Source organism: Blautia sp. CGZ-1-C1 (genome assembly GCF_056504575.1).
Map to the genome: position 1 here is coordinate 1 of NZ_JBWLUT010000178.1, position 13,162 is coordinate 13,162.

Genomic DNA, 13,162 nt, shown 5'->3' on the forward strand with positions numbered 1-13,162 from the left:
CCGTCTTGGTGATGATTTCGATCTGCTTGTTGTCACCGGTCCGAATACCGGTGGTAAAACAGTATCCTTAAAGACGGTCGGACTTCTGACCCTGATGGGACAGTCCGGACTTCACATTCCGACACTGGACCGTTCTGAGCTGGCACTGTTTGAGGAGGTTTACGCAGATATCGGTGATGAGCAGAGTATTGAACAATCATTAAGTACTTTCTCCTCACATATGACCAACGTAGTTTCTTTCCTTAAGAAAGCAAACCGCCACTCCCTCGTCCTTTTCGATGAGCTCGGAGCCGGTACTGACCCGACAGAAGGCGCGGCACTTGCCATCGCAATCCTTTCCCATCTTCACGAACAGGGCATCCGTACCATGGCGACCACCCACTATAGTGAGTTGAAGGTATATGCACTCTCCACTCCAGGTGTGGAAAATGCCTGCTGTGAATTTGATGTTGAAACACTCCGCCCGACTTACCGTCTGCTGATCGGTGTTCCAGGAAAGAGTAACGCATTTGCCATTTCCTCCAAGCTTGGTCTTCCAGACTACATCATCGACAAGGCCAAAGAACAGATCAGTGAACAGGACGAATCCTTTGAGGATGTCCTCAGTTCTCTGGAGAGCAGTCGTGTGACTATCGAAAATGAGCGTCGTGAAATTGAGCAGTACAAGAAAGAAGTTGCTTCCCTGAAATCCGAGATGGAATCCAAACAGGAGAAGCTGAACGAACAGCGCGACCGCATTATCCGTCAGGCAAATGAGGAGGCTCATGCAGTTCTCCGTGAAGCCAAAGAATATGCAGACAAGACCATGAAAATGTTCCATAAATTCCAGAAAGACCATGTGGATCTCTCTGCTGTAGAAAAAGAACGTCAGGATCTGCGCAAACGTATGAACAAAGCAGAGAAAGGCATGTCCCAGAAAACAGCTGCGAAGAAGCCTAAAAAAGAGCTTACCGCCAAGGACATCTCCCTTGGTGATGCAGTTAAAGTTCTCAGTATGAACCTGAAGGGAACAGTCAGCAGCCGTCCCGACAATAAAGGTTTCCTTTTTGTACAGATGGGTATCATCCGTTCCAAGGTTCATATCTCTGATCTGGAACTGATCGACGAAGCAGAGATCACAACTCCGACCATGCAGCGAACAGGCGCCGGAAAGATCCGTATGTCTAAATCTGCCCACGTATCTACAGAGATCAACCTGTTAGGAAAAACAGTAGATGAGGCCGTTGCCGAACTTGATAAATATCTGGATGATGCTTATATCGCACATCTTAAATCCGTCCGTATCGTTCACGGAAAAGGAACCGGTGCCCTGAGAAAAGGTGTTCACAATTACCTCAAACGTCAGAAACACGTGGAATCTTTCCGCCTCGGTGAATTCGGCGAAGGCGATGCAGGTGTTACAATCGTAGAATTTAAGAAATAGGAGGTACTGCCATGGTTTCCAAACAGAAAATTCTTATCGTTGATGATGATAATAATATCGCAGAGCTCATTGCCCTGTATCTTACTAAAGAATGTTTTGAGACAAAAATCGTAAATGACGGAGAAGAGGCATTGAAAGAATTTGCTTCCTTTCGTCCGGATCTGATCATTCTGGATCTGATGCTTCCGGGAATCGACGGTTATCAAGTATGCCGCGAGATCCGCCACACCTCTGATGTGCCGATCATTATGCTCTCTGCCAAGGGCGAAACTTTTGATAAAGTCCTTGGTCTGGAGCTTGGCGCAGATGATTACATGATCAAGCCATTTGATTCCAAAGAACTGGTTGCCCGTGTACGCGCTGTCCTGAGGCGCTTCCAGGTAAAGCAGCCTGTTGTTTCTTCTAATGAAAAGTGCGTCAACTATCCTGACCTGACCATTAATCTGACAAACTATGCAGTCACTTATATGGGACATCAGGTAGATATGCCTCCAAAGGAACTGGAACTTCTCTATTTCCTTGCATCCTCACCAAACCAGGTATTTACCCGCGAACAGCTTCTGGATCACATCTGGGGCTATGAATATATTGGTGACACCCGTACCGTAGACGTTCATATCAAACGTCTGAGAGAAAAAATCAAAGACAACCCACACTGGGCTATTGCTACTGTATGGGGAATCGGCTATAAATTCGAGGTAAAAAATCCATGAAACAGCATCATCTCTCCACAAAATTTCTGGTGTTCTATATCTTCATCGGAGTTTTTGGATTTTTTCTCGTAACCCTGGGCGGCTCTTATATGGTAGAAAGGCATTTCGAGCATTCCTTAAGTGCCGCTCTTTATACTGAGGCACATAATATTGCCTCTAATGAAGCGGTAAAAAACAATATTTCCTCTGCTACTGTAGACAGCCTTCAGGAACATCTGTCTGCAATCGCGGATTTTCAGGATGCAGTACTATGGATTATCAATAATAATGGTGAAATCATTGTCAGCACACGTAAAAATATAGCTATCGATGAACCGATTCCATTTGACGAATTTGATGCTGCCAAATGGGGAAGTAATTATTATCAGGTCGGTAAATTTTATGGCTATTTTGATACTGACCAGCTTAGTGTCATAGCTCCCATTACTTCAGATATGACTACAAAAGGATACGTTGCGATTCACTACGCAATGACTAACCTGTATCAGAGTCGAAGCAGCATCCTGTTTATTATGCAGTTTATTTTCCTTATCTGCTATGCAGCTACCAGTCTCCTGCTCTGGGTTTACAGTCATTATATCCGCAAACCTCTCACGAAAATCATGAAAGGTGCCAGCGAATATGCCGGTGGTAATCTTGAATACAAAATTGATGTTGTATCAGAAGATGAAATGGGTTATCTGGCAAATACCCTGAACTATATGTCGGATGAATTAAATAAAAACGGCGAATACCAGCGCAAATTCATCGCCAATGTTTCCCATGATTTCCGTTCTCCTCTCACATCCATCAAGGGCTATGTCAACGCCATGTTGGATGGAACGATTCCTTATGAGATGCAGGAACGTTATCTGAAAATTATTGCCTTTGAGTCCGAACGTCTGGAAAAACTCACCCGCAGTCTTCTGACTCTGAATGAACTGGATATGAAGAAACGTATGATGCATATTCATCGTTTCGATATCAACGATACAATCAAAAATACCGCGGCTACCTTTGAGGGAATCTGCACAAACCGCCAGATTCGGCTTGAACTTCTTCTGTCCGGACATGAACTCTATGTCAAAGCTGATATGGAGCAGATTCAGCAGGTTCTCTACAACCTTCTGGACAATGCGATTAAATTCAGCAATGACAATTCCTCCATCCAGATAGAAACAACTGTCAAAAATGGCAAAGTCTTTGTATCAGTTAAAGACCATGGCACAGGAATCCCGAAAGAAAGTCTCAACAAGATCTGGGACCGTTTCTACAAGATTGACGCCTCCCGCGGAAAAGACCGCAAAGGTACTGGACTTGGACTTTCTATTGTCAAAGAAATCATCAATGCGCATAATCAGAACATCGATGTAATAAGCACCGAAGGAGTAGGAACAGAATTTATCTTTACCTTAGAAAAAACAAAATAAACATACAAAATACCGTAATGAAAGCTATTTTGCTCTCACTACGGTATTTTTATATTTATAATCATTTCGCAGCTATTCAACACGCCTCAACAGCCACGTGTCAAACCTCTTTGAAAAGCGCTGTCAGCAATAAGATTTTGATTTATATGACATTCAGCTAAACGGAGTTCTAAGCATCCTGTCTTCATTTACCAGATAAATGCCTCTCGGAGTAATCCTTATTTCAGGAATAACCGGCAATGCCATAAATGACAACGTGATAAACGGATCAAATCCATCTTTCACCCCCATCTCATGAGCCTTCGGTATCATCTTTGCCAGAGCTTCATTTACATTCTCATATCCGGCATCACTCATAAGTCCCATCACCGGCAGTGGCAGAGTCGCATAAATCTCTCCATCACATACCAATGTATAACCGCCCTGAGTCCGCATCATCTCTTTCACCGCAAGGGCCATATCATGATCATTATCGCCCACCACGATAATGTTATGAGAATCGTGTGAAACACTTGAAGCAATCGCACCTCCATGGATTCCATATCCCTTCACAATACCAACGCCCATCTTTCCTGTATTTTTATGTCTTTCAATTACAGCGATCTTCTGATATTCTTCATTTGATTCAAAATACTTCTCACCATCTTTCTCTGCACACGGAACTTCTTCTATTATATGCTTCGTCACGATCTGCTTCTCCAACATCTGGATTACGTGCGCTTTTTCCCCTGAATGTTTCAGTTTCAGACGTTCCTCACTGAATCCTGACACATGAACCGTATTTTTCAGATGCGGAGGACACGGCTTCACTTCCATCTTCTCATCCTTAATAATCTTCTTTCCACAATGATACACATCTACCACATTCAGATCTGTCACATTATCCAGAATCACAAAATCAGCCTGACGTCCGGGCGCGATCATACCAAGCTGATACAACCCATAACATCTTGCCGGCTGTATCGTTGCCATCTGCAAAGCCTTTTCAACCGGAAGCCCCAGCTGCACCGCACGCTTCACATTATAATTAATATGCCCCTCTTTACGGATTTCCTCAATATGCTTATCATCCGTACAGAAACAAAAACCGGAAGTATCCGTATGATGCTCCACAATTCCCTTCACAATCGCATCCAGATTCCGCGCCGCACTTCCCTCACGGATAAGCACCTGCATACCATTTCTCGCTTCAGCCATTGCATATTCATAATCCACACACTCATGATCTGTATCAATCCCACCAAGCACATACGCCGCCAGATCACCAGGCGCCAGAAACGGTGCATGACCATCCTTCACTCTGTCCCGGAACAGATGAAGCTTCTCATGCATGGCAATACTTCCATTAATCACTGATGGTGCATCCATCACTTCCCCAAGTCCCAGAATCCTCGGATGATCCAGATATCCCTTCATCTTCCCCGCGGTAAGCAGACATCCATTATCATCCACATGAGTAGCCGGAACACACGACGGCATCATCACATACACATTCGCCGGTGCCTCCTCCGTCTGATCCAGAATATAATCAATTCCATCCGTACCCGATACATTCGCCGATTCATGCGGATCAACAATAAATGTAGTAGTTCCACACTGCGCCGCCTGACGTACCAGCTCTCCCGGTGTCACCAAAGTGGACTCCAGATGCAGATGACTGTCAATAAATCCCGGACAGATCACCTTCCCATCCAGATCAATCTCCGTCTCCCCCTCATATGTACCAATACCAATCACAATCCCATCCGCGACAGCCACATCACCATCAATAAACTCACCCGTACCAGAACTGAACACACGCCCATTCTTAAAAACCAGCTCCGCCTTCTCAAGACCTCTCGCCATCTGCGAATATCTACGATAAACCTCCAGTTCCATAAAACACCCTCCTTTCTCAATCCTTGCAACACACCGTACGCACATAAAAGCCCAGTTATTTTCAGACTTTTTTTATTCATACACATTTTTTTCTTTATATTTCATTATATATTATCATCTGTCCTCTCAATATGCAACTCATTTTTCCTGTACACTTTTCATTTTTAGTCCTTTGAACTAAACAGTGTAGAAAAATATATCTCTTCCGGCACATCTACAGGGGGATTAGTAACTCTTAGTCTTTGGAAATTTGCGTTGTGTCAGAAAAATTCACTGTCTGAGCCGCAGGCGAGTTTGAATTTTTCTGACACGCTTTTAGCAAATTTCCAAAGGCTTAGAGTTACTTTCCCCCGCAGCCGTGCCGGAAGAGATATATTTTTCTACACGTCCCTTATTCAAAAAAGACTGCGGTCTCCCCCACAGTCTTTTCATAATTCGATATATTATTCAAATCTTCAAAAGCGATTACATCATATAATCTTTGATCACATCATGATCCCTCAATACCTTCTCGATTACGGTACCCTTAACCACTTTCAGAAGCGGTTTCTTCAATGCATTGAGCGGTCCCGGAAGTTCGATTTCCAGTGGAGATTTACCGTCCATCAGCTTCACACTGCTGTCCAGTAACTCTCTGATATCATAAACGCTTCCCCATACTTCCGGCACACCTCTGTCAACACCAAGCAGACCATATACCGCTTCCATAGCAGTTCTCACAGAATATTCTGTAGTAAATACAGTATCTCTGGGTGTCTCAGCAAACTGTCCAAGGAATGCGAAGTTTACGCAGCCATCCGGAATAACATCAGGTCTGTCACCTTTTGTTCTCGGCATAAAGAATGCAGTGATATAAGGCATCATTGTCGGTACACAAACTGCACTGTTCTCAGCCAGATCTTCGATATCCTCAACCGGAACACCAAGGTGATACAGCCACTCTTCTGTGATTTCCTTACCTGTACACTCTTTCATCGGTTTCTTGACATAGTCGCCAGGTACATCTGTAAACAGACCATATACCCATACGCAGACTTTATCTTTGTCCTGATCTTTGAACTGTCCCTGTCTGTTGATCGTCCAGCTTAATAACCAGCTGGAATCCTGGCAGCTGACAATACCACCTGTAACAACCTTACCAGTTCTCGGGTCACGTTTGCAAATATCTGTGATATACGGAATGATCTTATCATCCAGAGTTGTAACAGTTGCAGATTCCCAGTTTGTCTTTGCAATATCAGAACAGAACTTCTCCGGATGTCCGAAAGACGGATCCTGTTTTGCAATATTTTTCCACAGGCTCCAGCATCCGCTTGTACGAACTTCTGCGTCTCCGTTCGGTGCATGATTCTGATCGCCATAGATTGTTCCCTCTGTACAGCTTCCGTTTGTCACAAATACAAGATCATTCTCTGTAAGAACAATTCCCTTTTCTACGCCGTTTACCTTGCACTCAATAGCTTTTGCAATCTTCTTATTGCCTTCAAACTCAAAGAGTACGTTTGTAACCTCTGTATTGAACTGGAATTCAACACCTGCTTCTTCCAGATATTTCTGCATTGGCAGGATCAGAGATTCATACTGATTATATTTTGTAAATTTAAGAGCACTGAAATCCGGAAGTCCGGAAATATGATGGATAAATCTCTGGAAATACAGTTTCATTTCCAGTGCGCTGTGCCAGTTCTCAAATGCGAACATCGTTCTCCAGTATAACCAGAATGTAGAATCAAATACCTCATCATCAAATACATCTTCGATCGTCTTATCATAAAGGTCTTCATCCTTTGTCATAAACAGCTTCATAATCTCCATGCAGCCTTTCTGACTCAGGTTAAATTTACCATCTGTATGTGCATCCTTGCCTCTCTCTTTTGTTGCACGACAAAGAGAATAGTTCGGATCTTCTTTGTTCAGCCAGTAATATTCATCAAGTACAGACACACCTGGTGTTTCGATAGATGGAATACTTCTGAAAAGATCCCATAAGCATTCAAAATGATTTTCCATCTCACGTCCGCCACGCATTACATATCCTCTGCTCGGGTCAAAGATACCATCGCATGCACCGCCTGCAATATCCATTGCTTCCAGAATGTGGATATTTTTTCCAGGCATCTGTCCGTCACGAACCAGGAAACAAGCTGCTGCAAGAGAAGCAAGACCACTTCCGACGATATATGCATGTTTATCATCTACGCCTTCTGGTTTTCTCGGATGAGCAAATGCTTCGTAGTTACCATTGGAATAATAAATTCCCTTGCTGTTTTTTTCATATTTTCCACGCTCTGTATTGCGGTATTCACTCGTGTTGTGAAGTGCATCATATTCTTCTTTTTTCTTTGTCTCAGTTGTTTTATATTTCTTTCCTGCTACCACTGCTGCTACGCCGGCTCCTACTGCTAATGCGGATACAAGTCCTAAACCTTTATTTTTACTCATAATACACATCCACCTTTCTCAGATTTTTTCGGACGTTCTTTCAGATTTATATTTTTCCCATATTTAAAGGATTTCATCCATCCGAATTTTCTTTTCTCTTGTTGCTATGGCTGTATATTAACAGCAAAAATATCTTTTCTCAATTTACAAAAACCGCAGAATGATAAGTTTTTTATCACCCTGCGGTTTTTGTAAAGTTTTTACAACTATTCAGTACCCTCGAAGTTAACCGATTTCCGAATAGCATTCTTCGCTATTTTTCTGAAAATTGTGGATAGAGGTTGTCACCGTATTATGAAGAGTAAGGCTCATCTTATTTACCAGTTCCTCTATATCCTCCTTCATGCCTTCCTGAATCCACTCAAGCATGATACCAACAAATCCATATTTATAAAAGTTCGCAATGAATTTCTTATCTTCTCCACTGATATCCAGATCTTTACTCTTTTCCTGCACTACGCCCACGATCAGGTCATATGTAAGATGGTAAAGATAACGTTCCATCCTCTCCCTGTCTACATTTCTGTAAACATTCATAATAAACGGTTTGTTTTCCAGTACTGCCTCAAAAATCTGAGTCAGTCCTTCTGTCCATGAATCATACGTTTTTTTGCCCTGAAGTGCTTTCGTTCCATCCTCAACACAAGACCATTCTACCAAATCATAAATATCTTTAAAATGATAGTAAAAAGCCATACGGCTGATTCCGCAGTCTGTAGTGATATCAGTGATTGTAATCTTATCCAGTGGTTTCTTCAGAAGAAGTCTTTTCAAAGATTCTTCCAGTGCTGCTTTGGTTGCATTTGGCATATAACACCTCCTGTTTCTTTACAAACCGTCTGTTTTATAATTACTCGACACGAAATGAAAAACAATCTTTTATTTCCAGTCGTAATTTCTTAAATGTCCTTCCAGATTCATATGATCAAAATTATTCTGACGTAATGCCTCGTACAGAACGATTGCCACAGAATTGCTCAGATTCAGGGAACGGATGTCTCCGATCATTGGGATTCTCACGCATGTTTCCTGATTGTTTACCAGAATATTCTCCGGGATTCCGGCACTCTCTTTTCCAAACATAATGTAGCAGTCTTCCTCATAATGAACATCTGTGTAAGTCTGCGGTGCTTTTGTCGTTGCATAATAAATCTTTGCCCCAGGATTCTTCTCCAGGAAATCCTCGAAGTCCAGATATGTGGTCACATCCAGATCTTTCCAGTAATCCATGCCGGCTCTCTTTAATGCTTTCTCACTTAAAGAAAAGCCAAGTGGCTCGATCAGATGAAGTCTGGTTCCTGTTGCCACACAGGTACGGCCGATGTTTCCTGTATTTGCAGGAATCTCCGGCTCATGAAGTACAATATTTAACTTTGCCATTTTTGTTTCATTCCTCTTTTAATCTAATTTATTAGATATACTTATATTTTCTATTCTCAGAAAATCACCTTAATATTCTATATCTTTACAGTTGCAAAGTTATATCCATTATACAGATTTCTTCAATATACGGTATATCTCATCTTCAGCAGGGCGTTCCAGGTAACGGGCACTGCCGCCGCTGTACAGAAGCCTGTCATTACCATTATTTGTCTGACCGATAATCTCTGCCATAAAGCCTGCATTTCGAAGTTTCTGCACCAGAGCTTCGCCTCCCCGGATTCCGATCAGCACGGAACCTTCTGCCTGAAGTTTGTATGGATTCAAATCAAAAATTTCACATACCTCTATCGTCTCCTGCCGGACCGGAACTTTTCGAAAGTCTGCTTCCAGCCCTACTTCTGAGGCTTCTGCCATCTTCCAGAGCGCACTTAAGAAGCCGCCTTCACCCATGTCATATAATGCGCTGGCACCTGCTTCCAGTGCAATATTCCAGACAATACTTTTCTTCTCTCTTTGCGCGCTTCCAGTTTCAATCTGGTCAGAATCCTGTTCATTCGGTACAGTCTGATCCTCCACCTCTTTCTGCGCTCCGTATTCTTCCCACAAAGAAATACAATTCCGGATAAATCCGGCTGAAAAGCGTTCTGCCAATATATCTTTTTTATTTTCTGCAATGACAGAGGTTCCTTTTAAGGCAACCGGACATGCTACTACCAGCTCATCTCCCGGCTGCAGGCATCCTGTTATCTCTGCCTTAAGAGCCTCCATTGCCGCCTGTCCAAGTCTCATTTATTTTCTCCTGAAAAATTCTTATACAAGCAGAGACAGAACTGTCGGCACTACCATTGCAAGTACTAAAATGATTGCAATAATCGCGGTAATTATTTTACGGTTCTTCGGATTAAACATACCCATTTTTCTTCACCTCTTTAAATTCTGCTGACTTTCTCAGTTATATCTTCCACATGCGCATTATTGGTAAGCGGATCGCGGTCCGCATAATCAAACAGCAGCACCTTTCCATCTGCAAATACTTCCACATGTGCATTCTTTGCCACTTTTTCCCGTTTTCTGAAATCCCATATCTGTCTCTCAAAAGGTTTCTGGTCTTTTGCAAAGCCCGGCCGGCTTTTTAAATTTTCTCTCAGATACAGGTCATAGACCATCTGGTCTTTCACCTTATCCATGGAAATCTCCGGCACATTTTCCAGAAATTCCAACAGAATTTCATATCGGCGCATTCTTGTATGAGAAACATCTCCGTAACCTTTTTCCATGTAAAATCTGCCAAGTCCCTCATAAATAGAGAATGCATCCGGGAAAAAGCCTTCCAGATATTCTAATGTATTCTGGAATTGACCACTATTATAGTACACTTCCACCATATTTTCCACATTTTTCAGCTTTAATACATGATCATAATCCAGCCATTTTGTAGAAAGCACCTCATATGGCTCGCGTGTTTTGTATACGATCTCATATTCCTGACACATTTCCATCATATGAGAGCCTTTCAGTACTTTGAGGAATCCAAGCTGTAACTGCTGAGGTTTTAGTGCATATACGTCATTAAAGGATTTCCTGAAGCTGTCATAATCTTCATAAGGCAGTCCTGCAATCAGATCCAGGTGCTGATGAATATTTCCGAAACTGTGGATTCTGTTCACAATTCCCTTCAGTTTTTCAAAATCCATAGTTCTGTGAATTGCCTTAATGGTGTCCGGGTTTGTGGACTGTACTCCGATTTCCAGCTGAATCAGCCCCGGACGCATAGTGGACATCTCCTGTAATTCCTCTTCACGCAATAAATCCGCAGAAATTTCGAAATGAAAGTTTGTTACCCCATTATCATGTTCATTGATATACTTCCAGATTGCCATCGCGTGGTCATGCTTACAGTTAAACGTACGGTCTACAAACTTCACCTGCGGAACTTTATTGTCTATAAAAAACTGAAGTTCTTTCTTCACCATCTCTGTGTCTCTGAAGCGAAGCTTCTTATCTATGGAAGAAAGGCAATAACTGCATGAAAACGGACAGCCTCTGCTGCTTTCATAGTAAATGATCCTGTTCTTAAAGTCTGCCAGATCTTTGTAAATAAACGGAATACTGCTAAGATCCATAATCTGACGCCATCCATTATGTACGATTTTTTCCCCGTCCCTGTAACAGACTCCTGTTATATCTTTCAGATCTGCCGGTGACTGTTCTATATAATGTCCGGAAAGTTCGAGGAAAGTTTCCTCCCCTTCTCCGACCATAACACCTGTAAATTCCGGATTCTCTGCAAGAAATTTCTCTGCATCATAAGAAACTTCCGGACCGCCGGCCCAGAAGTCGGCGTCCGGAAGAATCTTCGTCAGATCTGCCATCAGTTCTTTTACAAAAGAAATGTTCCAGATATAACAGGACACGCATACCACATCCGGATGCTCCAGATAAATATCGCGCATGATATCATCTTTCTGCTGATTAATAGTATATTCCTTCAATATAATATGATCCGCATATTTCGCTGCATATGCCTGAAGATCATAAACCGCGAGATTGGAATGAATATATTTGGCATTGCATGCCGCTAATAAAATCTTCATAAATCCTTAGCCTTCCAGTGCACTTTTCAGTTCTTCTTTGGAAGTAAGGCCAACGAAACGCTGTGCTTCTGCACCGTCTTTGAACAGAATCAGTGTCGGGATGCTCACAACACGAAACTGCTGTGCAAGTGCCATATTCTGGTCTACGTCTACTTTACCAACTGCGTATCCTTCCTCTGCCAGTTCTTCTACAACCGGTCCCTGACGCATGCATGGTCCACACCATGTTGCCCAGAAATCGATAAGAATTGGTTTCTCTGATTTTAATACTTCTGTCTCGAAATTTTCTACTGTAATCTCTTTTGCCATCATTCATTACTCCTTTACTTATTTAATGATCTTACATATTTTCCAGCATTGATTCCTGCCTGTGCGCCATCATAAACGGCTTTCGCCACCTGGAGAAGTCCACCCGTACAGTCACCTGCTGCATAAAGTCCCGGAATGGTTGTTTCCATGTTCTCATTGACCAGAATATTTCCTTTTTCCGTAAGTTCCGCGCCCATCTGGCGGGCAATCTCTGTACTTCCGGCTGTTCCCATCGCAATAAATAAACCGTCCGCATGGCAAAACTCACCGACTGCCATTTCGGTATCTGAGTCTGTCTCCTGCGCCTGCATATCTGGTGCAAGGCGGATTCCGGAAACCAGTTCATCACCCTCCACAGACTGAATTTTCATTGTATTTACACTGATATTTCCTTCCAGGGTAAATTCAGGTTCTTCACCATTTGTATAGATGGTCACTGTAGAGGCAGTATTTGCCAGTTCTTTCGCCTCATGCATGGCAAAATCTCCATTTCCCAGAACTGCTACATCTTTTCCCCTGTAGAAAAACGCATCACATATCGCACAATAGCTGACGCCTCTTCCCTCAAATTCCTTAATCCCCGGAATTTTCGGTGCAGCACGTTTACTGCCTGTTGCAAGGATCAGACTCTGTGTTTCAAACTCACCCTCTGTAGTCTTCACCACAAAAGTATCAAATCCTACGACTCCCAGAACCTGCGCATCCAGCATTCGCACGCCAAGTGCTTTTGCCTGGGCGATTCCGGTATCATATAATTCCTGACCGGACAGCGGATGCTCCAGTCCGTAATAGTTTTCTATTTTCTCTGCTTTTTCCAAAGCACCGATCCCATTATTGATCACCAGCGGATCAAGATTTCCTCTTACCGCATAAAGCGCAGCTGAAATCCCTGCAGGTCCGGCACCTATGATTATCACTTTTTCCAAATTCTGTCACCTGCTCTCTGCCAATCTTTCCCTCGGACTCAGATAGGGAACAATCCTGTCTGCTCTTTTTTCAGTATAGTCTAAG

General features: G+C 42.8%; 11 protein-coding genes. 3 read left to right on the top strand and 8 right to left on the bottom strand.

Annotated features, from left to right (window positions below):
• The 3 genes from AC058W_RS16150 to AC058W_RS16160 all read left to right on the top strand — a co-directional run.
• Window positions 1–1,423 (top strand): endonuclease MutS2 (locus AC058W_RS16150; RefSeq protein ID WP_479390321.1); only part of this gene is annotated, 1,423 nt, incomplete at its 5' end.
• A gap of 11 nt (window positions 1,424–1,434) precedes the next feature.
• Window positions 1,435–2,136: a response regulator transcription factor gene (locus AC058W_RS16155; RefSeq protein WP_117675866.1), complete on the top strand. Its 702-nt coding sequence runs from the start codon at window positions 1,435–1,437 to the stop codon at window positions 2,134–2,136.
• Entirely contained in the window at window positions 2,133–3,545 is a 1,413-nt protein-coding gene (locus tag AC058W_RS16160; protein WP_117675864.1) for a sensor histidine kinase, read from the top strand. Before AC058W_RS16155 ends, AC058W_RS16160 begins: the two co-directional genes overlap by 4 nt.
• 153 nt (window positions 3,546–3,698) lie before the next feature.
• On the opposite strand, the gene ade is transcribed toward AC058W_RS16160, so the two are convergent.
• From ade to AC058W_RS16200, 8 genes are all read right to left on the bottom strand, one after another.
• Window positions 3,699–5,423: an adenine deaminase gene (ade, locus tag AC058W_RS16165; protein WP_479390322.1), complete on the bottom strand. Its 1,725-nt coding sequence runs from the start codon at window positions 5,421–5,423 to the stop codon at window positions 3,699–3,701.
• Between the two features lie 465 nt (window positions 5,424–5,888).
• Entirely contained in the window at window positions 5,889–7,865 is a 1,977-nt protein-coding gene (locus AC058W_RS16170) for an oleate hydratase (protein ID WP_181991558.1), read from the bottom strand.
• 225 nt (window positions 7,866–8,090) lie between these two features.
• On the bottom strand, window positions 8,091–8,675 hold the full coding sequence (locus AC058W_RS16175) for a TetR/AcrR family transcriptional regulator (protein WP_479390323.1): 585 nt from the start codon (window positions 8,673–8,675) through the stop codon (window positions 8,091–8,093).
• Between the two features lie 69 nt (window positions 8,676–8,744).
• Complete coding sequence (locus AC058W_RS16180) at window positions 8,745–9,245, bottom strand: tRNA (cytidine(34)-2'-O)-methyltransferase (protein ID WP_117675858.1); 501 nt, start codon at window positions 9,243–9,245, stop codon at window positions 8,745–8,747.
• Window positions 9,246–9,353: 108 nt separating this feature from the next.
• On the bottom strand, window positions 9,354–10,037 hold the full coding sequence (locus tag AC058W_RS16185) for an AIR synthase-related protein (protein ID WP_118410892.1): 684 nt from the start codon (window positions 10,035–10,037) through the stop codon (window positions 9,354–9,356).
• Between the two features lie 140 nt (window positions 10,038–10,177).
• A complete protein-coding gene (locus tag AC058W_RS16190; protein WP_479390324.1) occupies window positions 10,178–11,842 on the bottom strand; it encodes a B12-binding domain-containing radical SAM protein in 1,665 nt (554 codons plus the stop codon).
• Between the two features lie 6 nt (window positions 11,843–11,848).
• On the bottom strand, window positions 11,849–12,151 hold the full coding sequence (trxA, locus tag AC058W_RS16195; RefSeq protein WP_117675852.1) for a thioredoxin: 303 nt from the start codon (window positions 12,149–12,151) through the stop codon (window positions 11,849–11,851).
• Window positions 12,152–12,165: 14 nt separating this feature from the next.
• Complete coding sequence (locus AC058W_RS16200; RefSeq protein ID WP_479390325.1) at window positions 12,166–13,077, bottom strand: NAD(P)/FAD-dependent oxidoreductase; 912 nt, start codon at window positions 13,075–13,077, stop codon at window positions 12,166–12,168.
• Window positions 13,078–13,162 lie beyond the last annotated feature (85 nt).

Bases quoted from the DNA above. Each gene is read 5' to 3' on its own strand.
- AC058W_RS16185 (WP_118410892.1), bottom strand. From the start codon at position 10,037: ATGAGACTTGGACAGGCGGCAATGGAGGCTCTTAAGGCAGAGATAACA.
- trxA (WP_117675852.1), bottom strand. From the start codon at position 12,151: ATGGCAAAAGAGATTACAGTAGAAAATTTCGAGACAGAAGTATTAAAA.
- ade (WP_479390322.1), bottom strand. From the start codon at position 5,423: ATGGAACTGGAGGTTTATCGTAGATATTCGCAGATGGCGAGAGGTCTT.
- AC058W_RS16180 (WP_117675858.1), bottom strand. From the start codon at position 9,245: ATGGCAAAGTTAAATATTGTACTTCATGAGCCGGAGATTCCTGCAAAT.
- AC058W_RS16170 (WP_181991558.1), bottom strand. From the start codon at position 7,865: ATGAGTAAAAATAAAGGTTTAGGACTTGTATCCGCATTAGCAGTAGGA.
- AC058W_RS16155 (WP_117675866.1), top strand. From the start codon at position 1,435: ATGGTTTCCAAACAGAAAATTCTTATCGTTGATGATGATAATAATATC.
- AC058W_RS16175 (WP_479390323.1), bottom strand. From the start codon at position 8,675: ATGCCAAATGCAACCAAAGCAGCACTGGAAGAATCTTTGAAAAGACTT.
- AC058W_RS16190 (WP_479390324.1), bottom strand. From the start codon at position 11,842: ATGAAGATTTTATTAGCGGCATGCAATGCCAAATATATTCATTCCAAT.
- AC058W_RS16160 (WP_117675864.1), top strand. From the start codon at position 2,133: ATGAAACAGCATCATCTCTCCACAAAATTTCTGGTGTTCTATATCTTC.